The organism is Microbulbifer sp. TYP-18, from assembly GCF_040932045.1.
In the GTDB taxonomy this organism is placed as follows: domain Bacteria; phylum Pseudomonadota; class Gammaproteobacteria; order Pseudomonadales; family Cellvibrionaceae; genus Microbulbifer.
The window spans coordinates 109,651-133,366 of record NZ_JBFRBC010000003.1 but is presented as its reverse complement, the minus strand read 5'-3'; the positions used below and the strand labels follow the sequence as shown (position 1 = coordinate 133,366).

Annotated in this window: 20 protein-coding genes and 1 tRNA gene; 6 read left to right on the top strand and 15 right to left on the bottom strand. The window is 58.0% G+C overall.

What is annotated here, in order from left to right; translation table 11 throughout:
- Positions 1–285: 285 nt before the first annotated feature.
- The 8 genes from clpX to ABVT36_RS04990 form a co-directional block, all read right to left on the bottom strand.
- Positions 286–1,578 (bottom strand): ATP-dependent Clp protease ATP-binding subunit ClpX, encoded by a 1,293-nt coding sequence (clpX, locus tag ABVT36_RS05025; RefSeq protein WP_367148782.1) that lies wholly within the window; start codon positions 1,576–1,578, stop codon positions 286–288.
- A gap of 263 nt (positions 1,579–1,841) precedes the next feature.
- Entirely contained in the window at positions 1,842–2,477 is a 636-nt protein-coding gene (clpP, locus tag ABVT36_RS05020) for an ATP-dependent Clp endopeptidase proteolytic subunit ClpP (RefSeq protein ID WP_367148847.1), read from the bottom strand.
- Positions 2,478–2,663: 186 nt separating this feature from the next.
- Entirely contained in the window at positions 2,664–3,977 is a 1,314-nt protein-coding gene (gene tig / locus ABVT36_RS05015) for a trigger factor (RefSeq protein ID WP_368455556.1), read from the bottom strand.
- 203 nt (positions 3,978–4,180) lie between these two features.
- Positions 4,181–4,265, bottom strand: a tRNA-Leu gene (locus ABVT36_RS05010).
- 194 nt (positions 4,266–4,459) lie between these two features.
- On the bottom strand, positions 4,460–5,635 hold the full coding sequence (fadA, locus tag ABVT36_RS05005) for an acetyl-CoA C-acyltransferase FadA (protein ID WP_368455555.1): 1,176 nt from the start codon (positions 5,633–5,635) through the stop codon (positions 4,460–4,462).
- A gap of 11 nt (positions 5,636–5,646) precedes the next feature.
- Positions 5,647–7,803, bottom strand: coding sequence for a fatty acid oxidation complex subunit alpha FadB (fadB, locus tag ABVT36_RS05000; protein ID WP_368455554.1), 2,157 nt, complete (start codon positions 7,801–7,803; stop codon positions 5,647–5,649).
- 320 nt (positions 7,804–8,123) lie between these two features.
- Positions 8,124–8,714 carry a cupin domain-containing protein gene (locus ABVT36_RS04995; RefSeq protein WP_368455553.1) on the bottom strand — a complete coding sequence of 197 codons (591 nt, stop codon included), beginning with the start codon at positions 8,712–8,714 and terminating at the stop codon, positions 8,124–8,126.
- Between the two features lie 61 nt (positions 8,715–8,775).
- On the bottom strand, positions 8,776–10,632 hold the full coding sequence (locus ABVT36_RS04990) for a beta-ketoacyl synthase (RefSeq protein ID WP_368455552.1): 1,857 nt from the start codon (positions 10,630–10,632) through the stop codon (positions 8,776–8,778).
- Positions 10,633–10,769: 137 nt separating this feature from the next.
- Between ABVT36_RS04990 and ABVT36_RS04985 the strand changes: the two genes are divergently transcribed.
- Positions 10,770–11,756 carry a GlxA family transcriptional regulator gene (locus tag ABVT36_RS04985; protein ID WP_368455551.1) on the top strand — a complete coding sequence of 329 codons (987 nt, stop codon included), beginning with the start codon at positions 10,770–10,772 and terminating at the stop codon, positions 11,754–11,756.
- Positions 11,757–11,898: 142 nt separating this feature from the next.
- Here ABVT36_RS04985 and ABVT36_RS04980 read toward each other — a convergent pair whose 3' ends face one another.
- Positions 11,899–12,378: an Hsp20 family protein gene (locus ABVT36_RS04980; RefSeq protein ID WP_368455550.1), complete on the bottom strand. Its 480-nt coding sequence runs from the start codon at positions 12,376–12,378 to the stop codon at positions 11,899–11,901.
- A 146-nt stretch (positions 12,379–12,524) separates the two neighbouring features.
- On the opposite strand from ABVT36_RS04980, the gene thpR reads away from it, so the two are divergent.
- The gene (thpR, locus tag ABVT36_RS04975; protein WP_368455549.1) at positions 12,525–13,148 is read left to right on the top strand and encodes an RNA 2',3'-cyclic phosphodiesterase; all 624 of its coding nucleotides are present in this window, start codon (positions 12,525–12,527) and stop codon (positions 13,146–13,148) included.
- A gap of 169 nt (positions 13,149–13,317) precedes the next feature.
- Here thpR and ABVT36_RS04970 read toward each other — a convergent pair whose 3' ends face one another.
- A complete protein-coding gene (locus ABVT36_RS04970) occupies positions 13,318–14,268 on the bottom strand; it encodes a hypothetical protein (RefSeq protein WP_368455548.1) in 951 nt (316 codons plus the stop codon).
- Positions 14,269–14,817: 549 nt separating this feature from the next.
- Between ABVT36_RS04970 and ABVT36_RS04965 the strand changes: the two genes are divergently transcribed.
- Entirely contained in the window at positions 14,818–15,168 is a 351-nt protein-coding gene (locus tag ABVT36_RS04965) for an HPF/RaiA family ribosome-associated protein (protein ID WP_368455547.1), read from the top strand.
- Between the two features lie 439 nt (positions 15,169–15,607).
- Here ABVT36_RS04965 and gorA read toward each other — a convergent pair whose 3' ends face one another.
- On the bottom strand, positions 15,608–16,966 hold the full coding sequence (gene gorA / locus ABVT36_RS04960; RefSeq protein ID WP_368455546.1) for a glutathione-disulfide reductase: 1,359 nt from the start codon (positions 16,964–16,966) through the stop codon (positions 15,608–15,610).
- A gap of 604 nt (positions 16,967–17,570) precedes the next feature.
- Here gorA and ABVT36_RS04955 point away from each other — a divergent pair.
- Positions 17,571–18,074: a hypothetical protein gene (locus ABVT36_RS04955; RefSeq protein WP_367148794.1), complete on the top strand. Its 504-nt coding sequence runs from the start codon at positions 17,571–17,573 to the stop codon at positions 18,072–18,074.
- A 135-nt stretch (positions 18,075–18,209) separates the two neighbouring features.
- Here the strand turns inward: ABVT36_RS04955 and ABVT36_RS04950 are convergent, their stop codons facing one another.
- The 4 genes from ABVT36_RS04950 to ABVT36_RS04935 form a co-directional block, all read right to left on the bottom strand.
- Complete coding sequence (locus ABVT36_RS04950) at positions 18,210–19,340, bottom strand: TIGR01620 family protein (RefSeq protein WP_368455545.1); 1,131 nt, start codon at positions 19,338–19,340, stop codon at positions 18,210–18,212.
- On the bottom strand, positions 19,340–20,800 hold the full coding sequence (locus ABVT36_RS04945) for a YcjX family protein (protein WP_368455544.1): 1,461 nt from the start codon (positions 20,798–20,800) through the stop codon (positions 19,340–19,342). Before ABVT36_RS04945 ends, ABVT36_RS04950 begins: the two co-directional genes overlap by 1 nt.
- 103 nt (positions 20,801–20,903) lie before the next feature.
- A complete protein-coding gene (locus ABVT36_RS04940; RefSeq protein WP_368455543.1) occupies positions 20,904–21,704 on the bottom strand; it encodes a DUF2807 domain-containing protein in 801 nt (266 codons plus the stop codon).
- A gap of 194 nt (positions 21,705–21,898) precedes the next feature.
- Entirely contained in the window at positions 21,899–22,321 is a 423-nt protein-coding gene (locus ABVT36_RS04935; protein ID WP_367148799.1) for an HIT family protein, read from the bottom strand.
- Positions 22,322–22,660: 339 nt separating this feature from the next.
- Between ABVT36_RS04935 and ABVT36_RS04930 the strand changes: the two genes are divergently transcribed.
- Both ABVT36_RS04930 and ABVT36_RS04925 read left to right on the top strand, forming a co-directional pair.
- Positions 22,661–23,020 (top strand): hypothetical protein, encoded by a 360-nt coding sequence (locus ABVT36_RS04930; RefSeq protein WP_368455542.1) that lies wholly within the window; start codon positions 22,661–22,663, stop codon positions 23,018–23,020.
- Between the two features lie 151 nt (positions 23,021–23,171).
- Positions 23,172–23,636, top strand: coding sequence for a peptidylprolyl isomerase (locus ABVT36_RS04925; RefSeq protein ID WP_368455541.1), 465 nt, complete (start codon positions 23,172–23,174; stop codon positions 23,634–23,636).
- Positions 23,637–23,716: the final 80 nt, after the last annotated feature.

Sequence of the window (23,716 nt, the reverse complement as noted above, 5' to 3'; positions counted from 1 at the left end):
ATTCTGCGCGGTTTTTGCGCACTTCAGCCACAGGCTGATTGCTTTCCACCACCTATAGATAGGGGTGCGCCCGTGAAATACAAGTCTAACCTCTCCGTCCGGCGGTACCGACCCGGAATTTGACCAAAGTCGACCCCGGGGTACCACATTGGGGAGGTCGCCCGGGAAACCGCTGCCGGGCGAAAATTTGTCAGGTGTTACTTTTATGACCCTAACGGCCATCAGGAGTGCACGGGTATCCGCGCTCTTGCAGGCACAGGAGAAGCGCCGGAAGCTGGGCCCAGCTTACTCTTCCGGCGCCGCTTTTTGCGGCTTGTCATTGCTCTCATAGACGAGCAGCGGCGCGGATTCCCCTTTTATGACCGCCTCATCGATAACGACTTTGGCAACATTGTCGGTTGAGGGGATGTCGTACATAGTCTCGAGCAATACCGATTCCATGATGGAGCGAAGCCCCCGGGCACCCGTCTTCCGCTCCATGGACTTGTGCGCAACCGCGTCCAGCGCGTCCGGGCGGAAATCGAGTTCGACCCCCTCCATCTCAAACAGCTTCATGTACTGCTTGGTCAGGGCATTGCGCGGCTCGGTGAGGATTCGCACCAGCGCCTCGCGATCCAGCTCTTCGAGAGTGGCAGTTACGGGGAGTCGGCCCACAAACTCCGGGATCAACCCATAGCGAACCAGGTCTTCCGGCTCCAGGTCCCGCAGAACCTCGCCAAAGCTGCCGCTGTCATCCTTGGACTTGACCTCGGCGCTGAAACCGATACCACCCTTTTCCGATCGGTCGCGGATCACCTTGTCCAGGCCGGCGAAAGCTCCACCACAGATAAACAGGATATTGGATGTATCGACCTGCAGAAACTCCTGCTGCGGGTGCTTGCGCCCTCCCTGGGGGGGCACAGAGGCCACAGTGCCCTCAATCAGCTTGAGCAGCGCCTGCTGCACGCCCTCGCCGGAAACGTCGCGGGTGATAGAGGGGTTATCAGACTTGCGGGAAATTTTGTCGATCTCGTCGATATAAACAATGCCCTGCTGCGCCTTTTCGACATCATAGTCACATTTCTGCAGCAGTTTCTGAATAATATTCTCCACGTCCTCACCGACATAACCAGCCTCGGTAAGGGTTGTGGCATCGGCAATGGTGAAAGGCACATTTAAAAGGCGCGCCAGGGTCTCAGCCAACAGGGTTTTTCCACTGCCTGTGGGGCCGACCAACAAAATATTGGACTTGCTCAGCTCTACATCTTCCCGCTCTCTGCCCTTGACGTCAGTTTTGCTGCGCAGACGTTTGTAATGGTTGTAAACCGCCACCGCCAGAACACGCTTGGCGCGCTCCTGACCGATCACATACTGGTCCAGAATTGCGGTAATCTCCCGGGGCATTGGCAGACGACCCTCTCCACCATCCGCCTGCTCCTGCACTTCTTCGCGGATAATGTCGGTGCAAAGCTCGACGCATTCGTCACAGATAAAGACAGATGGGCCCGCTATAAGCTTGCGAACTTCCTGCTGGCTCTTGCCACAGAAAGAGCAGTACAGCAGTTTGCCATTGTCTTTTCCGCTACTCTGGTCGGTCATTCAGTTACTCCGTGGTCTCAACCCAGCCGCTATCCCGCTGAGGTCATTTCTTATATCGCAAGATGCTGCCTTTCAGCAGCTTTTTCAAGCCCTTGCAGTCCGCATACCGCAGAAACCGGTAATCTGGCCGCGCAGCCCCTGGTCCCGGTCATATTAACCACCCCGAATCGCGGCGAGCCACCGGGAAGAGGGGTCACCCCTGCCTGCAGGGGCAGGCTGCCGTCCGCCAGTGCAGGTCAGCCGACCAGCCAGACACACAGGGCTCAACCCGCCTGCCGCTGTGACAATACGTCATCCACTAGGCCATACTCTTTGGCTTCCTCTGCGCTCAAAAAGTGATCGCGCTCGGTATCCCGCTCGATTTCCTCCACATTTCGACCCGTGTGGTGGGCCATCAGCTCATTGAGGCGATGGCGCAGTTTGAGAATCTCCTGCGCATGGATATGAATATCTGTCGCCTGCCCCTGGGCACCACCGCTGGGCTGGTGGATCATGACGCGGGAATTGGGGGTAGCAAATCTCTTACCCGCACTACCCGCTGCCAATAGAAAAGCCCCCATGCTACAGGCCTGCCCAATACACATGGTGCTGACGTCCGGTTTAACGAACTGCATGGTGTCGTAAATCGACATCCCTGCAGTAACCGAACCGCCGGGGGAATTGATGTAAAGATGGATATCCTTATCTGGATTTTCCGCCTCCAGAAACAACAATTGCGCCACCACAAGGTTAGCCATATGGTCTTCCACCGGCCCGACGAGAAAGATCACCCTCTCTTTGAGCAGGCGGGAATATATATCAAACGAACGCTCACCTCGGGCCGTTTGCTCCACCACCATGGGCACCAGACCGGTAGCTGAAATGTCTAGAGAAGAACGGGGGTAATCAAAACGTGCCATAGATACCTTAGCTTCCTTTTTGGCGTATTTGGCGAGTCGTTTCAGCAGCACCATAGAGTTTTGGTGTAGATGACTGAAAGCCCGGTTTTCTCAGCTTAACTGGTCACAGCCGAGAAAGCCAGTCGGCTCCGGGGGCGGGAAAAGTGATTGGCGGCCGCGAGATTGCTGCCGCCCTGTGAGCGGCCCTCAAGCCCGCTGCTGGGGCTTGATTACCTCATCGTAACTGCTGTTCACGTCCTCGACTTTCGCAGTGTCAAGCACAAAATCGACGACCTGATCCTCCAGTACGACGGATTCAACACCGGACAAGAGCTCGCGGTTATTGTAGTAATACTCAACCACTTCCTGCGGCTCCTGATAGGTCGACGCCAACTCTTCGACTTTCGCTTTGACCCTATCCGCATCCACGGCAATATCGTTTTGCTTGATGATCTCTCCGACCACCAGCCCCAGCACCACGCGGCGTTTGGCCTGCTCCTCGAACATGGTGTCCGGCAGCATCCCTTTAGCATCTTCGGCTTTGATCTGGCCACCGAACTGCTGAACCATCTGGCCGCGCAGGGTCTCCACCTCACCGGCAATCAGTGCCGCAGGCACCTCTACCTGGTGCTTGTCGCACAGCTGATCCATTACCTGTGTCTTGATTTTGTTGGAAGCCGCGTTCTTCAGCTCGCGTTCCATATTGCTGCGGACTTCTTCGCGGAACTTGTCTTCGCCGCCCTCTTCAACGCCGTAGCCCCGAATGAACTCTTCGCTCAATTCCGGCAACTCAGGCTTTTCTGACCCGGTGACCTTTATCGTAAAGGTCGCTTCAGCACCGCGCAGCTCCTCACTCTGATAGTCTTCCGGGAAGACGACATCGACATCCTTCTCATCGCCGGGCTTCATGCCCACGATACCGTCTTCGAAACCGGGTACCATCTGCCCGGAACCCAGCACCAGTTGCTGCCCCTCAGCGCTGCCGCCGGAAAATTCCTCACCGTCTTTGCGGCCCACAAAATCGATGGTCACCCGATCGCCCTTTTGTGCCTTGCGTTTGGTATCTTTCCAGGTGGCCTGTTGCTGACGCAACACCTCGATCATGTTCTCGACATCCTTATCACTCACTTCCGCCACCGGTCGCTCCACTCTCACCTCGGTGAGATCCGCCAGCTCCACCTCCGGATACACTTCGAAAGTCGCCACATATTCCAGATTTTCGCCGGGTGCGGTTTGCTTTGCTTCGATGCTTGGCGAGCCGGCAGGCTTTACCTGCTCCTTTTGTACCGCTTCGTAAAATGAGCGGCTCATGACTTCGCCCAGCACTTCCTCACGCACTCCACTGCCAAACCGCTGGCGCACCACTTTCAACGGCACCTTGCCCTTGCGGAAGCCGTTTACACGCACATTCTTCGCGGCCTGTTGCAGACGCTTGTCCACTTCTTTATCGACGACTTCCGCCGGTAAATTGACCGTCAAACGGCGCTCCAGGCCAGAAGTTGTTTCGATGGAAACCTGCATTTTATTCCTCGTGAGACTCTCTCTTTCTTAACGCTATTGCGCTTTAGGCTCCGCCATGGCCGGCACGCCACCGCATCAGCCGTGTCGATCCGCGGAATTCAGTTCGGCCCCTGGGGCGGCTATTGAACCGCCCGGACCAAATGAAAATAGCCCGCACCCCGCTCTGTTCAAGCGGCGACGGCACAGGCACTCCATTCAATTGTTGGTGGGGACGGGGAGACTTGAACTCCCACACCTTGCGGCACCAGAACCTAAATCTGGCGTGTCTACCAATTCCACCACGTCCCCAAGACGCTCCCAAACGCTAACTCATTGATATCTATGCACTTTATCGCATAAATATACTACTCCGGCGCCGGGGGCAGCAGATTGTGCCACAGGCGCCAAGGGGCTTCAAGGAATAGCCGGACGAGTCTCCGTCCACAGGCTGGGATCTGGCGGATGCGCCGATGGCAGCCGCCAACTCACAAACTGAGATCCAGTCACACTCGCTCGACGACAGTAGTGATTCCCTGTCCCAAACCAATGCACATGGTGGAAACACCCAGGTCACCGCCCTCATTTTGCATGACTGACAGCAGTGTGCCGGTTATGCGCACGCCGGAACAGCCGAAGGGGTGCCCCAGGGCGATGGCACCGCCGTAGAGATTCACCTTTTCGTCCATCTGGTCGAGCAGGCCGAGGTCCTTCAACACCGGCAGTGCCTGGGCCGCAAAAGCCTCGTTCAGTTCCACCTTGTCGATATCCCCCATGCCCAGCCCTGCACTCTGCAGTGCTTTTTGGGTCGAGGGCACCGGGCCATAACCCATGATTGACGGATCCACCCCCGCCAGGGTCATTTCCCGCACCCTTGCGATCGGCGTTATGCCGAGCGACTGGGCACGCTCGGCAGACATTACCAGCATGATCGAGGCACCGTCAGTGATCTGTGAGGAAGTGCCCGCTGTCACCCGTCCGTGCTTGGGGTCGAACGCCGGCTTGAGTTGCGCCAGCCCCTCTACGGTGGTGTCCGGGCGGATGGTTTGATCCGTCTCCACCAGAAACGGCACGCCATTCTCGTCGTGGCCTTCGATAGCGATAATCTCGCGGTTGAATTTGCCCTCTCTGGTGGCCGCGGCAGCCCGCTGGTGAGAACGGGCCCCAAACTCGTCCATCTGCTCACGCTGGACATCGTGCATCATAGCCAGATACTCAGCGGTCATACCCATGGAGCCGGCGGCTTTCGCCATATAGCGACCCAGCATCGGATTCGGACTGACATGCTCCATCATGTTCAGATGCCCCATGTGTTCAACACCACCGACCACATAAATATCGCCTATACCAGCGCGAATGTTGGCGCTGGCGGTGTGCAGCGCGGACATGGAAGAGCCACACAAACGGTTTACCGTCTGTGCCGGGATGGTGTGGGGCAGACCGGCGCGCAGCAGAATAAAACGCGCAACGTTAAACCCCTGCTCGTCCCGCTGCATGACACAGCCCCAAATGAGATCGTCTATCTCGGCCGGGTCCAGTTTGTCGTTGCGCTGCAAAAACTTCTGCAGCAGTTCCGCGGACATGTCGTCGGCTCTGACATGCCGGTAGACACCGTTTTTGGAGCGCCCCATGGCCGTACGCGCATAGTCTACGATTACGGCATCTCTCGGATTTAAACTCATTGTGAATCTCCTTACTTGTTGCCGTAGTAGGTTTTTCCGCTAGCGGCCATTTCCCGCATGCGTTCAGTGGGTCGGTAAAGCTCACCCAACTCCGCATACTTGTCCGCCATGCGCAAAAATTCATCCAGGCCGATACTATCCAGCCAGGCAAAAATACCGCCGCGGAAGGGTGGAAAACCGATGCCATAGATCAGAGCCATGTCCGCCTCGGCCGGAGAACCCACGATCCCCTCCTCCAGGCAGCGGGCCAACTCGGTGGCCATCGGGACCATCATGCGCGCGATAATTTCTTCCGGGTCAAATTCGCGGCGCTCCGCAACGTGACCCTTGAGTAGATCGTAGGACTCTTCGGTAACCACCTTTTTCGGGCGTCCTTTCTTGTCGTCCTCATAGTTGTAAAATCCCTTGCGGTTCTTCTGACCATAGCGACCGGCTTCGTACATCACATCGGAAGCGGCGGTAAAGGTCTTGCCCATACGCTCCGGAAAACCCTCCGCCATGACTTTTTCCGCGTGCACGCCGGTATCGATACCCACCACGTCCATCAGATAGGCGGGGCCCATTGGCCACCCCCAACGCTCCATGACCTTGTCAATCTGTTGAAAGTCGGCGCCGTCCCGCACCAGCATGGCGAAACCGGCAAAATAGGGAAACAGCACCCGGTTAACCAAAAATCCCGGGCAGTCTCCAACCACGATGGCTTTCTTGCCCATCTTCTTCGCATAGGCCACGACACGGGCAATGGCGCTGTCGGATGTCTGCTCGCCGCGGATCACCTCTACCAGCGGCATCTTATGGACCGGGTTGAAAAAGTGCATGCCGAGGAAGTTCTGTGGGCGCTTCAACGCCTGCGCCAGGTGGTCGATCGATATGGTGGAGGTATTGGAGGCGATCACCGTGTCCTCACTGATCTTGCCCTCAACCTCGCTCAGCACCGCGTGCTTCACTTTTGGATTCTCAACTACCGCTTCGACCACCACGTCGACATCGTCAAAGCCGTCATAGCTCAGGGTCGGCTCAATGCGATTCAACACTTCACCCATTTTCAGCGGCGTCAGCCGGCCTCTGTCCACCAGCTTGGACAATAGTTTGTTGGCCTCCTCAAGGCCCAGATCAATGCCTTTCTGGTCGATGTCCTTCATCTTGATCGGCGTGCCCTTGTACGCCGACTGGTAGGCGATACCACCGCCCATGATCCCCGCCCCGAGGACGGCAGTGCGCTCGACCACCTTGTCGGCCTTCTTCTCCCAGCTCTTCGCCACCTTGCCGACCGCCTGATCGTTGAGAAACAGCCCCACCAGTGACTTGGCGGTACCCGTCTGCGCACACTCGATAAATTTCTGCTGCTCTATACCCAGCGCTTCCTCACGGTTGAGCTTGTAACCCTGCTCCATGGACTCCACCGCCTTTACTGGCGATGGATAATTGCGGCCGGCCTGGCCACCCACGAAGGTTTTGGTGGTGAAAAAAGCCATCAGGGCTTCGGTGTCGTTGAGGGGGATAGGTGATTTCTTGACAGCGCGGACGGCCCGATAGTCCAGTTCGCCATCGATTGCCCGGCTCAACAGTTTCACTGCCGCCTCTTGCAGCTGCTCGTTGGGCACCACCGCATCGACCGCGTGCGCCGCCAGCGCGGCCTCCGGCTTCTGCTCCTTGCCCGCGGCGATCCACTCTGCGGCGACATCCACACCCACCAGGCGTGGCAGGCGCACTGTGCCGCCCCAGCCCGGGATCAGGCCCAGCTTCACTTCCGGCAAGCCGACCTTGGCCTGGTCGCCCATTACCCGGTAGTCGCACCCAAGACAAACTTCAAAGCCTCCACCCAGGGCGTAGCCGTTGATGGCCGCAACCGTAGGGACCGGCAGGTCTTCCAAACGGTTGATGTTGGCATTGTTCTTGTTCATCAACTCCGCAATACCTTCAGGCCCTGCGGAAAAAGCGCCGCCGAATTCGGTGATATCGGCACCGACGATAAATACCGACTTGCCGCTTGTCAGCAGCACGCCTTTGACGCCGTCCGCGGACTCGATAACATCCAGGGCCTCGGAAAACTCCGCGACTGTGAGCCGGCTAAATTTGTTGACGGACTCGCCTTCCAAATCGAACCGGAGTTCGACGATGCCGTTGTCGAGCATTTGCGCATTGAGCGCCTTGCCATTGAATAACATTGGTTGACCTCTTTTTAACGGGGCCCGAAGTGGCCCGGGGTCGGGGTTTGTGAGTGACTGCCGTGATACCCCCTCCCTGAGATGATGACGTTTGCGTTCCCGGCAGTCAGCCAGCCCTAGTATAGACAGATTCAAACGTCTGTTTGAATACCAATCGTTACAAATTGGGTGGCGCCACCAATGGTGAAGACCGCTATTTGGCTGATTGATACCCGGATCGGCCCGAATGGGCGGGAATGGCTCGGTGATTCCAATCGCCGGTCAACGCGGTATCGGCCGCAAACCGACCTCCCGGGCGGGAACCCTAGCGACGGTGCGGATTATACGCTGGCGGGTGAGTTGGCTGTCACCAGGACACAATCGAGGTCACCGGGATTGCGGAACCGGTGTGGAAGGCGACTGTTGAAATAATAACCATCCCCCAAACCAAGCACCGCGCACTCACCGCCAACTGTCACCTCCAGCCGCCCGGAAACAATGATACCGCCCTCCTCTCCATCGTGTCTTAGGAGTTCCGGTCCCGTGTCACCACCGGGAGGGTAAATCTCATAGAAGATGGACATCTGGCGCCGGCGTTTGTCCGCACCGAGGAGGCGATACTGATTCGGACCCGTGCTTAAGTCGGGCATCTCCGTCGCGCGAAAAAAAACCTGCGCGTTGTGATCAAGTTGAAGTGTGAAAAATTCCGCCAGAGACATGGGTATGCCTCCCAGCACTTTTTTCAGAGAACCGATCGAGGGACTGACTCGTCCCTGCTCAATCAGTGAGATTGTTGCGTTGGTCACTCCTGCGCGCTTGGCCAGCTCCCGCTGCGACAGACCGTGCATTTTACGCACTGATTTCAAGCGGCTGCCGACGTCGTCAGTTCCTTTGCCATCCGGTGAGCGAATCACCGATTCCACGTTTCCCATTTTCGTGCCCGCGTCGGTGGGGGCTACAGTCTAAGATAAACGCCAAGGGCCGGCCAACCCCTTACGCCATGTCTGCAAACGGATTGTCTGTCGGCAGATTGACGGGCGGGTAGCCCGGCAAAGTGACCTGGCTGGTGGACGTTTTGATGGCGTCCTCATCCACCAGGCCCTCTCCAAACCGGTAGATGGCGCTCATATCACCACTGCTGGCTCTGAGATCATAAGCCTGCGACCGCTCTGCAACCGGCTCGTTGCGCGACCGGTATTTGCGCATCGCCTCACTGCCGTGACGACGCTCCACCATTTTGTGCACCAAATGGGGGGCCAGTACACTGGCGGTGGCGTTGTTGCCACCAAATCCCTTGGAATTCAGAAACGCCACATCCAGCGTATTGATATCCCGTTCTGAATGCTCCAGTGAAATCTCCAGATTGTCGTGGCGCACATCCTCGGCGATACGGTCAATGGTGGTGACCCCGGGCAGAATACCGCGGTCAAAAATACCCAGGCTGGTGATTAACTGATCGCCACTGGCGGCGGCTACGGTGTGCCCCAGATACGCCTTCACCGCGCATACAGGCCAGTGCTGAATACCGAAATCACCCGCCAGGCGATCGAAAATCGCCGACTCAGTAACGCGGTTTTGCGGTGTGCTAGAACCGTGCGCCTGGATGAAGCTGCGCCGGCGCAAACTCTCTTCACCGACGATTGCACGGGTCTCCGCCATCGCCCGCGCCACCGTGAGATAGTTACCAGGCCCCGGGGCGGAAATGGATTTCTTGGTGCCATCGGCATTGACAAAAACATTCGCCACCGCACCGTGAATAGTGGCGCCCAGCTCCAGCGCCAGGGCATCATCCATAAGGATGGCCCACTGACTGCCCTCACCCAGGGTGAAACCGCAGTTTTCTCCGAAGGGCCGGCTGGCCCGACGGAAATCAATTTCTCCCGGAAAAAGTTTGCGCAATCCGTCCAGATTGGCCAGCGCCCCCATGGTCGCATAGCCATCAACAACCTCGGGAACCAGTGGCGCCTCGGCCGCTCCCACTACCGCAACCCTGGCCCGCCCACTGCGGATGTCCTCTACCGCGGCACGCAGGTTGTAGAGATAGGTGGCACAGGCCCCCGCTACCGCACCGGTGGTTCCCACGCTGCCCAGCACATAGGCGTTGACGAAGTCCGCCGGCATACTGGTGAGCCCGAGCGCCAGCTGTTTGGAACTGACCCGGCCGCCGCGCAGGCGGGACTGCAGCAGGCCCCCATTACCGTAGGGGTCCAACTGGCTCATCGCAGAGCTCGCATAGACGGAAATCTGCTCCGGCCCGGCCGCCTCTGCCACCGCCTGCCAGTCGACTCCCAGAGACTGCACCGCATCCGACGCACCGAGGATTGCCAGTTGCAGACCCCGGGGGTGAAAGCGGGAATTGTAATACTCTGCCGGTTCAAACCCCGTCGGCAACTGGCCCGCTGCCGCCACCGGTATCTCACGATAGCTGTCCAGCATGACCGACAGGCTCCGGCTGTGCACACGCACCCGGCCCTCGCCGGCGGGCTCCAGCCGCCAGTCCGCCGGCAGCGGCTCCGGCAACTGACGCACACTCATTTCGAAGGTAAACCCCTCCGTGCTGTTCAGCTCCGCCGGCTGGTGATAATGGCACCTGTGGTAATCGTAAAACCGCTGTTCCAGCTCCCGCACCAGAGTGTGGTTGAGTACCCGCTGCTCCTCTTCCGCAGTCAGCGGCTTGTCACCGTCCGCGGCGGTGCCCATGCCCATCATCGCCGCCAGGCTGGTCAGGGTCCGCTTGCGCTCCGCGCCGTTCAGCCTGTCCAGCACCAAGCGCCTGTAACCGTGATGAAAGGAGCTTCGTCCGGCGGGGTTGAAACCACCAAACGCGGTGATAACGGGAAGGCGCTGCATCCTGACCTCCAGCAAAAAATGCTGACAAAATATGAACCAAATTTCACGGAAGTCCAGTTTAGGGGGTGGCGAATCGGCCGAGTTATGGTCATACTGGCCAGCAAAATTGATTATCTGGCCAAAAGCTTCGAGTTGTAATGCGAACCGTCACTTTTCTTCTGATCGACCAGATGCTTACCACCGGCACCATGCTGCCGCTGGAAATGCTCCGGGGCGCCGAGAGTCGCGCCCGCGCCGAGGGAATGACCGAACCTCTGCGTATTGTCACTGCCAGTCTGGATGGCGCTCCGGTGGCCACACGATCAGGATTTTTGCTGGCTCCGGACCTGAGCCTCGCCGATGCCCCCGACAGCGACATCATCTACCTGCCCGCCCTCTGGCGCAATCCGCGCCCGGCGCTGCGGCGCAGTGGAGCATTACTCGAATGGTTGCAACGCCAGGCGGAGGCCGGCGCAGCCATTTCGGCCGTGGGTACGGGGGTATGCTTCCTCGCAGAGGCAGGCCTGCTGGACAACAAACCGGCCACCACCCACTGGCACTATTTTGAGCGATTCGCGCGGGACTACCCGCAGATCAAACTCAAACGGCAGTATTTCATCACCCAGGCGGATAAGATTTTCTGTGCTGCCAGTGTCAACGCCCTGGCGGATGTCACCGTCTATTTGATCCGGCAGCTTTACGGGCCGGCAGTGGCGAGCCATGTGGAGCGCAATTTTTCCCATGAGATCCGGCGTCCCTTCGAGGAAATTGCCTACTCGGAGGGCTCAGTGCGCCTGCACCCCGACGAAGAAATAGTACAGACCCAGACGTGGCTGCGGGAACACTGCAGTGAAGAGGTCCGACTCAGTGAGGTCGCCAGTCGCTTTGATATGAGTGTGCGCTCGTTCAATCGCCGCTTCAAACTGGCGACGGGGCAGACTCCTCTGCAGTACCTGCAGCATGTGCGCGTGGATATGGCCCGGGAACTATTGCAGTCCAGCAATCTTTCGGTGAATGAAATTGCGGAGAAAGTAGGTTATCAGGATATGGGGCACTTCACCGCCCTGTTTAAGAAATTTCTGGCGACGACACCCAGCGACTACCGCACCACAGTGCGCGCCAAGTTATTTCGCGTAAACACCTGACCCCTGTAGCCAGGTGCGAAAACAGCTGGCAGGCTGTTGAATAATACTTAGCCGACAACCGGCTTTACCAAACAGGTATCTTCGGAGCGCAGATCAAATCAGTGCCGCCCCAAGGCGGCACTGTGGACAGGAAGGCACTCCGTCAGGCAGCGGAAGCACTGGCTGAGGACGCTTTGCGCTTTTGCTGAAGCAAGTTGTCGGAGGAGGAGATATTCACTTTGCGCGGCTTCATGACCTCCGGAATCTCGCGCACCAGGTCAATATGCAGCAGGCCATTTTCCAATTCGGCACCGGTCACCTGCACATGGTCGGCGAGCTGGAAACGGCGTTCGAAGTTACGTGCGGCGATACCCCGATGCAGAAAATTCCGCTGATCATTCTCTTCCGGTTTTCTGCCGCTCACGGTGAGTCGGTTCTGCTCCACCTGAATATCCAGTTCGGACTGTTCAAACCCCGCCACTGCCATAGAGATGCGATAATTGTCGTCTCCAGTCAATTCGATATTGTAGGGCGGGTAAGTCGGCTGGTTTTGCTCGCCGGTTGTCATTGCGTCGAGCAGTCGGGCCATGCGGTCAAAACCTATGGCGGAACGGTATAGTGGTGAAAAATCTAAGTTACGCATTGTCATATCCTCTATTCAGAGCAATATTGAAGTTCGCTCGTCGTGAAGACCGAGCCGGGCTGAGGGTGCAGCTCCGGATGAGCCTGCCTCCTCGTTTATCTAGATAGGGTCGCGGGATTATTTTTCAACTGCGAAAGTAAACTTTTATGGCCAGCAGAAAAAAAACCATCGCACCGGGAGACCAGCGACTGTTCATTGGTGTGCGCCCGGACAGTGATACCCAGCGGTTCCTGGATGGACTGGTTAGTCATGCGAAACGCGCGCTCGGCGCCGGGCGCAGCAGCCCCATTCGCTGGACCAGTCACACCAACCGCCATCTGACACTGGCTTTTTTGGGGGAGACTTCCGCCGATCTTGTCGCCGCAATCGAACAGCGGATGCAGGTAATTGCATCGGAGTCACAGCGCTGCACTGGCAGGATCGCAGCCTTGCATCCATTCCCACAGCACAAATCGCGGTTACTGGTGGCAGAACTGCTGGGCAATCCCGATCTCGACCGTTTGCACCGGCGCTGTCGGCAGCTAATGATGGATATCGGGTTAAAGCCGGAAAGTGCGGTTTTCCGCCCCCACATCACCCTGGCGCGCAGCCCCAGGGGGTTCGCGGCAATGAAAGCCCAGGCGGTGGATTTTTCCGTGAATATTGGCAACCTGGTGCTCTATGAAAGCCTGATGGCGCCGGGCGGCAGTCAGTATCTGCCACTGATAGAGCTGCCCCTGTGCACCAGCGAACAACCTGGCGACCAGACGGATCTTTCACCATTGGTCTGATCGCCCGCCTGGAAAGGCCGGCGCCACAATCGCAATCGGCAATACACCGCCTATGCCTGCCCAGCAGGCTGATGCTCCGAACAGGGGTGTTCTGGCGGCAAGTCAAGCGTATAACTGCCTGATTTGCCGCGGACGGATCATCGATGCGGTTAATAAAAAAATCTGCCCGCTAATCCAGCTTGGACAGAACATACTCAGGGTACATCACCAGGCGCGGACGCGACGGCCTGCGCGCGTCGAAGATAAACACGTAAGGCTCACCCGCGTCATCGGCGGGTATGGTGCGGCGGAACTTCCACTTGCGGACTTTATAGGTTTGCCGGCCGGCCTCTACCGGTGCCACCAGGCGATACTGGTTGTGTCCCAGAAATTCAAATGGGATGGAGGTTCCTCCAATAAGTTTTAGTGTTAAGTTCGGGAAGCTTTGGTCCCCCTCACCCTCTCCCTCCAATACTTTTTGCAGGCGGTCTTTCTCGCCCCGGACATAGGTGAGCATCTCCCCGTCGACTGTCCGTTCATGCTCGGGGGCAGGCGCAGGGGCCGGATCCGCAACGACCACTGGCGCGGGTATCTTCAATTCCTGCGTTAGGGCAGATCGGTTATCAATCTCTTTGCGCCCCTTCGCCGCTTCAGCCCGGGCCAGCATTTCATTGGTCAACCGCTCGACTTTCCGCTCCTGGGCCACCATGCGCGCCCGGTCGTTGGTGACGGCCTCCTGGGTAGCGCTGAGTCGATCCTGCAACTGCTGGTAATTGGACTGGATGATCTTCAGGCGGCGGTTGCGACTGTCCACACCGCGCTCGGCCATGGCAAAGCTGTGTTGGGCTTTGCGCAGTTGGCGTTCGGAATCAGAACTGTTCTGTAACTGGTGATCCCGTTCAGCCTTCTGCAAGTCCCGGGTACTTTGTTCAAAATTTAGCTGCACCGCGCTAACAGCCTGCTGTGCCTGTTCCAGCTTGTAGTCATAGGAAATCAATTCGTTTTCGATCTCCTCCACCTCAACCATGCGGTTTTCCAGTGTCTGCCCCATACGAGCCAGCCGGTTCTTCTCCGCCTCCAGGGACGCCTGTTCCTGGGCCGTGATGGGGCCAGCCGCCAACATCATCAAACCCGTCATCACAAGTGAGCAATGCCTCAATACCGCCATAGGAAAGAACCCGTTTCTCGATTTAATGTGTCTGTTGGGAGAATTGCGCTACAGCCGCCTTAACTTGAGGAGTTGGGTACTCCTCTCCGTCGTCTGGTCACGCACAGCGTGATTCTACGCAGCCGCTCTGCGAGGGGCAATCTCCGCTATAGAAATAAGCCATCCCTCTATCGGCTACCGGACTGCCGGGCGCCGGTTTTCTATACAGCTTCTGTCCCCTGAGCCCTATAGCGTGCAAAGCCACTGGAATGGCCAGCGGCGCATTTTTGATAAAATTTTGCGATCAGGGTGCTTGATTTTTTTGCGCGTGAGTGCATTATGGATAGCAGGGATAATCGCTGGAAACAGTGAATTTCCGACCCGGGCGTAAAACACCCCAGGCTGTTAAATCAGCAAGATTTAGTTGCGACACCGGCGTTACGGCAATTCAAGTGTAACCGCGACCCCTAAGGGCGCCCTACCTTCATTTAGCAAACCGCATCAGCGGCCTGCGAGGTTCCTTATAACCGGAGGTATTTGCCCATGAAATCAACGCCTTACGATAACATTGTGTTCCGCGATATCGATAAATCCGCCGCCCTGGCCAACACGATATCTAAAAAGTTGCATAAACTGGAACGTTATTGTGGCGACATCATACGAAGCCGTGTGGTTCTCGAAGCACCCCATCAGCACAAGCACAAAGGCAAACAGTTCAAGGCCTCTGTAGAGTTAGCCTTAAGCGGCAAGCCTGTGACCATCACCAGCGAAAGCGAATCCATCCATCGGGCGGTCAGCGGTGCCTTTGCCTCTGCCGAGCGCTGCCTGAAAGAGCGCGGTGAGCGCCGCAAGACGCTCCGCCATCAGGCTCTCAGCTCAAGTGAGGAAACTTGACGGCTGGTCAGCCGTCTACGCGGCAGTTATCTCCTGCCGGATCAACGTTATCTTAGGAAAGCGGAAGGCGGTGCGTCTGCATCGCCTAAATTATTTGGCGGTCCGAAAATTCGCTGCCATCAAACCGCTGAAAAGAACCTTGCCAGCAGCCCGATGCCCCCAGACACTTCGAACCGCGAAACCAGCTTGCAACTGTTTGGATAGAGGATTTGCGGACACAGGTCGTAAACCCCGGCTGGAAAATCCCCGCAAGGCTTTGCCGACAAACCGCCATTAACCCGGCGACTCAATAAGTCATCGGGTTAATGCGGCGCAGGGATATGTCAGCGCCGGGCAAAGGCTGGCACAAGCCTCCGAAAAGCAATTTAATCCGCGGAAATGCGCAGATTTTCAAGAGTGACAAACCAATGTTTGGGAGGCCATTAATTGGCTTCCCGGGTTAATCTCGAGATGGCGTACGCATGGTCACAAATTCCTCAGCAGCAGTCGGGTGAATACCGATGGTCCTATCAAAAGTCTCCTTGGTCGCCCCGGCTTTTAGCGCAACTGCCATACCCTGGATAATTTCACCCGCTTCCGGCCCCACCATGTGAACGCCCAGGACTTTGTCGTTACGGGAGTCAACAATCATCTTCATCAGCGTTCTCTCGTCCCGCCCGCTCACTGAGTGGCGCATCGGCTTGAATTCTGACTTGTATACGTGCACTGGAATCCCCTCGTCGCGGGCCTCCTCTTCCGTGAGTCCAACAGTGCCGATGTTGGGCTGACAGAAAACCGCCGTGGGAATATAGTTGTAATCCATTTCGGCAGCGCGCCCGCTCTGCCAGTGCTTGACCAGAGCCATGGCTTCAGCCAGGGCCACTGGCGTTAACTGTGGCCCACCGCTAACATCCCCCAGGGCGTAGATTGATGGCACACTGGTGCGGAAACTGTCGTCCACCGAAATGCTCCCGTCCGCTCGGGTAGCCACCCCCAGTGCCTCCAGACCCAGGCCGACGGTATTCGGCCTGCGCCCGGTTGCGTACAAAACGGCATCCACTTTCAGGGGCCCCTCCGACTTCATTGCTACCAGCAAGCTGCCATCCGGCTGTTTTTCAATGGATCTGATCTCACTATTGAAATGTAACTGAACGCCCTTCTTTGCCACTTCGTCTCTTACGAAGCTGCGTATATCGTAATCAAAGCCGCGCAAAAACAGATCCCGGCGATAGGAAAGGTGTGTTTCCGCACCCAGGCCGGCGAAGATACCGGCAAATTCAACCGCTATATAGCCCCCCCCAACCACAAGTACCCGCCGTGGAAATTCGGCTAATGAGAATACCTCATTGGAAGTAATCACATGTTCACGCCCGGGAAATTCCGGAACGAAAGGCCACCCACCCGTCGCCACCAGAATACGCTCGGCGGAATAGCGCATTTCGTGGACCGTCACCTGATGCGGCCCTTCGATAGAGGCCCGTCCATCAATCACCTGTACCCCCGAACCAGCCAGCAGGTCGCGGTATATCCCATTTAGCCGCGCTATTTCCCTGGCGTTGTTATCGCGCAGAGTCTGCCAGTGAAAATCCGGCCGTTCCGATTGCCATCCGTAGGCGCGGGCATCCGCAAAGGACTCACTGTAACCGCTGGCGTACACAAAAAGTTTTTTCGGCACACAGCCCACGTTCACGCAGGTACCCCCCATGTAGCGATCCTCCGCCACCGCAACCCGCATGCCCGCCGCAGCCGCCATGCGCGCGGCGCGCACTCCGCCGGACCCGGCACCAATGACAAACACATCAAAATCAAATTCGCTCAAGACAAACTCCCTAGCATCCACTATCAATCCCGGACACAAACAATACTTTAACGCCTGTCCAGCCTTTGCTGCTCAAAAAGGCTTTCCAGCAGCCTGCCAGTCACCGGCCATTCAACAAGTCACACCGGCTTGCAGCCGGTAGCAGTACCATCCGTACCGCAGTTATCAGAAAATCCCTCCAGCTGACACTTGGTCCCAGCTAGCCGCCCTTTCCACCCCGGCCAGTTACGACACAGGGACGGCAAAGCAAATCACCGCCCTAACGGGCTGTTGAAAAAGTGTATTTCAACAGCCTGCTGTCCCAAACAGGGATGTTCGAGCCGCAAATCAAGCATGTAACTGCTTGATTTGTCGTGGAGGGTTTGCGGACATGCGCCGCAGGCCCGGGTTGAGGAAAGCTAGGGAGGACTTTTTCAACAACCTGCTAGAGGACAGTCGCTCCAACCTCGGAAGCCACACTTGTTTGTTGGCATCTGGCAGACAAGCAATTGGCACAAAATTGACAATAATGACCGACTATCCATTGACATCCACGACAGCTTCTTATATTCATGTGACGACCGTCACAGGAAGCCATACGGAAATAACTATAAGGCTGAGAGCAATGAACACCTCCAACACAACAACCTTTCAGCGACTGCTGCCTCTGCTATGCCTGCTGCTGGCGAGCAGTGTCGCCAACGCAAAAACTCACCCGTCGTACCTGACCCCAAAATACTGCGAAAGCCTAACGGAGCAGTTCGTCGATAACGGCATGCGCAGCCTCGGCAAGTACGTAAACGATAACTTTCAACCCGAGTTTACGGGTGGTATCCGCAACACCATCGATTTTCTCGAGAAGCGTTCTTCGTGGTTGTCCGAATGCAACGACTATCTGCTCGACACCCACAACAGCAGTGTATTTTACAGCGCAACTCTGACACGCGAGATTTTCGCGGCCATGGAAGCCCTGGCCAAAGAGCTGCAGCATGTGCGCGAGGGCGTGGAATATACAGATGACTCCGGCAACAACAACCCCAAGCCGGTCATCAAGAGCCGCTTCGACACCCTTGCAAAGCTGGTGGACCAACACCACACGCAGATACTGCTGCGCAAACAGTTCCAGTAACACCGCCTCGGGCAATAGCTATACCGCCCCCGCAGTTATTGCGACCCCACCCCACTGGCTAAACGCACCAGGCATTACCCCTGGGCGCGCAACTGCAGGGGCCACTGGGCTTCCAGCGGCCGCGGCAGCTTACCGCTACTTTTCCTCGCGCGCCTGGCTGGAGTGCTCCGCTCCCCGCCCCAGGCCCCCGGTGAACAAACCATCTGCCGGCCCGGACTGTCCCAGCAGGCGTTCCTTTAGGCTGCTGGCGATGCGCTTTGTCAGTGTCCCCAAGCGGGGACTGCGTTTGTCTGCAAATGGAATCGGCCGGCAACTGTGCATTGAAGCCAGCCCTATCCGCGCCATAAACAAACTGGCACCCATTCCCTGTCCCAGGCGTGCAGAAACCGTATTCAATACGCTGTCACCCACCAGTTCCGGCCACAGTTCGCTCACCGCATATTCACTGACTCCGCTGTAGGCCACCAGCGCAAGCACTTTTTTAAACAGGCGCCAGCGCACTACCACAGAGGGCCGCACACCGTAAATCTGCCCCACGTCATCGATAAGTCGAAACGACTGCCGCAGTGCCACCAGTATGTCCAGGGTGGCGAAGGGGCTGAGTCCGACCAAGGCGCCCGTGGTGGTGGCATGGTGCACAATTCGGCGCAACGCCTCCTGGTCCAGGGCTTCTACAAAGGCCACTTCCAGATGTTGCAGCAGTTCCGCACTGTCGTAATAATCCGGCGTCTCCTGCAGCACACGGCCCAGCAGGGCCCCCTGAGGCTTACCGGAAAAGTGCAGTTGCAACTGGTGGCGAAAGGGTGCCACCAGATCGCCACTGCGACAATCGCGCAGCTCCGCAGCCATCTCCTGTGTGTGCCGCAGCTTTCGCAGCGGCCAACCTGCGCGAAAGTACTCCCATATTGCACTCACTATGGTCGCGCCAAGTAGAGCAATTGTTACGCCGGCCAGAGCGCCCAGGAGCCAGTGCCGATCGGCAGCCCACACAAACAGTTGACGCAACTCCCAGGCCACAGCGCCAGCGGCGAGACCCAGGGCGGCCCACAACGCCGGTTTCCACAGGCGCAAGCGAAAAAATGGCAGCCGTAGTTCCGAATAGGAAATCCGCCCGGGCAGGGATTCACCGGTGGTGATAGAACCCGGTAGTGCCTGTCCCTCCTCCTCCAGCGGCTCCACACGGGTGGCATCCCTCGTAGGCGCGGTGGGCTCGGGCTCGTCCAGGGGCTGGACCCGGGTCTGGTGACGCCGGTGCTTGCCGTTCATCAGACTTTATCTCCCAAAATCAGGTTCAGCAGAGAATCAATGCGGATGTGGGGAATGGTTCCCCCGGATGCCATACCAACTGGGGGCCGCAGTTGGGGCGGCGCCGCATCGGCGTAATGCCCCCAACCCTCACCCTCTGCGGGCAGCTGGGAAAAGATTTCCGCATTTTCAAACCCCAGATAGCGCCCCTGCAGGTCGTGCCCTACCAGCATTCGCCGGCCGTTTCTCTGGCTTTCTCGAGAGCAGCGTACCGCCGCTATGGCCTCACAGAAAAGAGGCAGTCCCCGGTACCGCGCGTCCGCGAAAGCCAGTTGCAACTGCTGCCCCAACAGCTGGCGAAGGGCATCGTGGTCGGCCGCCAGCACCTGATCCACTTTTGTCGCGGCAAACACAAGCCGGTCGATTCTGGGTCGCCAGAGTTTGCGCAGTAGTCCGCCACTACCGTAGCGAAAAGTATCGGCGATATGGCCAAACGCCGCACGCATATCGTCCAGGGCCTCTTCGCCCGCGTAGAGAGTGCCGATCATATCGACCAGCACCAGTTGCCGGTCCAGATGGCGAAAATGGCTTTCGACAAATGGCGCCACCTGCTCGCGGACGTAATTTTGGTAACGATCCGCCAGATAGCCATAGGTGGAGTCCGCGGGCAGGGCGTCCAGGTCAACTTGACCCATCCCGCGCAAATCGAGCAGTGGCAGCACACCGTAGGGTTCAGTATCCAGCAATGCGCGCCCGGGTTGCAGATAGCTCAACTTGCGCTGGCTGCGGCAGTCGAGCAGAAACTGGCGATAATCCTGCCACAGCTGATCGAGATAACCTGGATCCGCCACACTATCCGGCGACAGAGCGGACAGTCGGGCGACCAGTTGCGGGGCCAGGTCCAGCCGGGCACCGGCACCGACAATATGCGACTGGTGGTGACACCAGTCACTGTAGCCCATGCCGAGCAGCGGTAGATCCATCAGCCACTCGCCGGGATAGTCACGTAATTCGAGGACCAGGGTTTTGCGGCCGTCGCGACCCAACCGGCGGCGCTGGCGCAGGTAGATATGTAACTCCACCGCCGAGACCGCGCAAGTGCCACTGGGCCATTGGGGGGGATCCGCCAGCAGGGCATTGAGACAGTCGCGGTAATTGAACATCGGCAGGCCCGAAGCCAGTGCCGGTTTGATTTCAGCCCCCAGCAAATCGCCGTTCAACGCCGGCGCAAAACCCGGCAGTTGGGCCCTGTCAGGGTGACTCAACTGGTAGATAAGGCTGGCCAGCAGCGTAGACTTGCCGGCTCCACTGAGGCCGGTAATGCCAATGCACAGCCGGCGGTCGAGCAGGCGCTCTGCTGCCCAATGCGATTTATCCTGCGTCTGTTTGCCCCAGCGCCGCAGCTGCTCACTGAGCCGAGCAATGCGTTTTTCACCTTGTCTGAGGACATCTCCGGCTTTCGCCCGCCCGCTCCAACTCATCTGCTAGTCCGTCTCTACACCCTGCCGACGGACCTGGCCGCAGCGATACCAAAACAATCCCCGGAAGGTTTTGCCAACAGTGGAGCCAACTGCACCCAGATCCTCAATCCACCAGTGCCACATCCCCCGACCCCATGACAGAGAATGACTGCTGCCCTGGGTTGCGCAAAACGATATCACCGGACCCCATTACAGAGCCGGTCGCCTTGTCAGACAGCAGGTTGCGGCCGATAAAGTCTCCAGAACCCATCACGCTGACCGCCAGCTTGGACACACGACCGTTGATCAGCATGTCCCCGGACCCCTTGATCCGCGCCGCCAATGACTCGCCGGCATAGCTGTCCAGGCGCAGGTCCCCGGAACCGGTGATCGCCGTTTCGCCACTCACCGCCAACACGGTTCCCAGCGTCAGGTCCCCGGAACCCGTGATAGCGGCCAGCAGCGATTCGGCGGCCAACTTGTCCACCTCCAGGTCACCGGAGCCCGTTACCCGCAATTCCAACTCTTTGCTTTCGATGGTGTCCGCCCGCGCCTCTCCCGGGCCGCTCACCAGGATGGCGGAGATCTGCGGCAGTGTTACCTTGAATTCCACCTTGTGGTCGTCGATAACCGTCAGCACACCGAAGAAACGCTTGCGTTTCGACGTCACTCCCAGTTCAAGGGTGTCGCCGCGCACCTCTGCATGGGCGTACTGTATGGCCTCGGCCGGCCCCGTCGCCACCACCTCGAAGTTGTCCCCCTGGGTGATCTCCAGGCTGGACGCCCCCTCCAGGACCACTCGCTCAAAACCCTGCAGGGGAAACTTGCGGGTGGTCTTGTCCTCTGCCAGACAAGCGGCACTCAAAATGCCGCTTGCCACCGCCAGGGCTACAACCATATAGGTATATACAGATTTCGGGACCATGATCTTATCTCGCTCCAGTTGTTCTAATCCTCGGCTTTGACGCCGCCGGGCTCCCTGTCAGATGCAGCGGGGAGAAAATCACTGCACCGCGGCTGCCGGCGTCCATCTGCAGGTAGCAGTCAAACCGGCAACCCCGTCACGGCGTCTATGGTGCCTGTCGAGCTGGTCCGGGAACTGCGGAGACGTCGGTGCACTCAGGCGCAATCGGACTCAGGACAACCCATTTCCCGCAACGCCGCACGTATCTTATCCGCCTCGGCGGCCAACTGCTCAGCCTCCGCCGGCTGTTGCAGGGAGAAATCCAGATCTGTCAGGGCATCCACCGGGATAAGGTGGATATGGGTATGAGGCACCTCCAAGCCCGCTACCATGACCCCCACACGCGCTGGTGCATAGACCGCCTTCAGTCCCTTGGCAACCTTCTGTGCCACTTGCATCAGATGGGCGGCCAGTGCCGGCGGCACATCGTCCCAATGATCCACCTCCTGTACCGGGATCACCAGGCAGTGCCCGGGCTTGATGGGAGATATTGTCATGATCGCCACTGCCTGCTCATCCCGCCACAAGAAATGACCAGGTAGTTCGCGGTTTATAATTTTGGTAAATACACTCGACATGCAGACCTCACCGTCAAACCGGCGCTCCCACCGGCAAGTTATTCAAGTTATCGCAGCACCCATTCTAACATTTTCACTGGATTTCTCCGCCTCTCCGGCAACTGGGCCTGTCCGGGTTGGCCGCCAGTCCCACGACTTCCGGGGAGCGGATAACAACCCGAGGAACAAAATGACATTTTCCACTTTCCCCGTTGGCAGCGCCAAGTGAATGCCTTAGGCTCCCCATACATAAAACGCAAAGCATCACCACCAGCCCCTGGGTTGTCAAAAAAAGCCGGAAAATAGGGCTGGAAGGGAATGTGCGCAGTACGCATATTTTTCTGTGGGGGGGGATCAATCGTGAATAATCTGTTGGATCAGGTTGGCGGGACTCAGGTCGTCAACCAGACGGTGAAGGAATTTTTTCAGGTGATTGGCCGCCAGTGCACTGAACTCGAATTCGCCGACTACTGCAAGCAGTGCAATCGCCAGGCCCAGTTCGTCAACCACGCCCTGTCGCCACAACCCGAACCGGTGCGCCTGAGCCGCGCCAGCTTTCTGGCCCGGGGGCTCAACCCCCCTCTGTTTGAAGCCCTGCTGGAATACCTGGAGGGGCGGCTGATAGAGTTGGGCTTTACCTGTGAGCTGAGTTCGGGCCTGGTGGAAACTACCGACGAGCTGTTCCGCCGTTGCGATCAAAAACTCCCGGCGGCCTGTTAGCGCCCGGCGCGGGTCCCAGTCCCGGCTGAAGCAATCTTGCTAGCCGGACAATCGCCCCATACAATGGACCCTTGCGGTCTTGTTCTATCTGCCTCTATATTGCACAAAGCAAGCGCCATTCCATCCACCGACTTCTTCCCCTGAGCAACCCATGAAAATTGCCCACCACTCGGTAGTGGAGATTCACTACTTACTGAAAGATGCCGAAGGCACCCTGATCGATTCCTCCGCCGAAGGCGAACCCCTCACCTACCTACAGGGGGCTGGCAATATCATACCGGGCCTGGAGCGGGAAATGCTCGACAAGTCGGCAGGGGACAAATTCTCCGCAGTCATCCAGCCGGAGCAGGGCTATGGCGCACGGAACCCGGAACTGATCCAGACTCTGCCGCGAGGCGCCTTTGGCGATGTCGAGGAACTGAAGGTGGGCATGGCCTTTCACGCGCAGAGCACCGGGGGGGATCCCATCGAGGTGGAGATCATTGATATCGACGGCGACGATGTCACCATCGACGGCAACCATCCGCTGGCCGGAGTGGAGCTACACTTCGAGATCCAGGTGGTTTCCGTACGGGAAGCCACCGCCGATGAGATCAGCGGCGGGCACATCCACTGAGCCAGCGGCCAGACAGAATCTCCGCAGCCCCTGGACCCCATAGCCCAGTCACAGATGGCGAACTATTGCAGAAGCCGTAG

Bases quoted from the DNA above. Each gene is read 5' to 3' on its own strand.
- ABVT36_RS04945 (WP_368455544.1), bottom strand. From the start codon at position 20,800: ATGAGTTGGAGCGGGCGGGCGAAAGCCGGAGATGTCCTCAGACAAGGT.
- clpX (WP_367148782.1), bottom strand. From the start codon at position 1,578: ATGACCGACCAGAGTAGCGGAAAAGACAATGGCAAACTGCTGTACTGC.
- ABVT36_RS04950 (WP_368455545.1), bottom strand. From the start codon at position 19,340: ATGAACGGCAAGCACCGGCGTCACCAGACCCGGGTCCAGCCCCTGGAC.
- ABVT36_RS04935 (WP_367148799.1), bottom strand. From the start codon at position 22,321: ATGTCGAGTGTATTTACCAAAATTATAAACCGCGAACTACCTGGTCAT.
- ABVT36_RS04940 (WP_368455543.1), bottom strand. From the start codon at position 21,704: ATGGTCCCGAAATCTGTATATACCTATATGGTTGTAGCCCTGGCGGTG.
- ABVT36_RS04965 (WP_368455547.1), top strand. From the start codon at position 14,818: ATGAAATCAACGCCTTACGATAACATTGTGTTCCGCGATATCGATAAA.
- ABVT36_RS04990 (WP_368455552.1), bottom strand. From the start codon at position 10,632: ATGCAGCGCCTTCCCGTTATCACCGCGTTTGGTGGTTTCAACCCCGCC.
- ABVT36_RS04995 (WP_368455553.1), bottom strand. From the start codon at position 8,714: ATGGGAAACGTGGAATCGGTGATTCGCTCACCGGATGGCAAAGGAACT.
- ABVT36_RS04925 (WP_368455541.1), top strand. From the start codon at position 23,172: ATGAAAATTGCCCACCACTCGGTAGTGGAGATTCACTACTTACTGAAA.
- thpR (WP_368455549.1), top strand. From the start codon at position 12,525: ATGGCCAGCAGAAAAAAAACCATCGCACCGGGAGACCAGCGACTGTTC.
- ABVT36_RS04955 (WP_367148794.1), top strand. From the start codon at position 17,571: ATGAACACCTCCAACACAACAACCTTTCAGCGACTGCTGCCTCTGCTA.
- clpP (WP_367148847.1), bottom strand. From the start codon at position 2,477: ATGGCACGTTTTGATTACCCCCGTTCTTCTCTAGACATTTCAGCTACC.
- tig (WP_368455556.1), bottom strand. From the start codon at position 3,977: ATGCAGGTTTCCATCGAAACAACTTCTGGCCTGGAGCGCCGTTTGACG.
- ABVT36_RS04980 (WP_368455550.1), bottom strand. From the start codon at position 12,378: ATGCGTAACTTAGATTTTTCACCACTATACCGTTCCGCCATAGGTTTT.
- fadB (WP_368455554.1), bottom strand. From the start codon at position 7,803: ATGTTATTCAATGGCAAGGCGCTCAATGCGCAAATGCTCGACAACGGC.
- ABVT36_RS04985 (WP_368455551.1), top strand. From the start codon at position 10,770: ATGCGAACCGTCACTTTTCTTCTGATCGACCAGATGCTTACCACCGGC.
- fadA (WP_368455555.1), bottom strand. From the start codon at position 5,635: ATGAGTTTAAATCCGAGAGATGCCGTAATCGTAGACTATGCGCGTACG.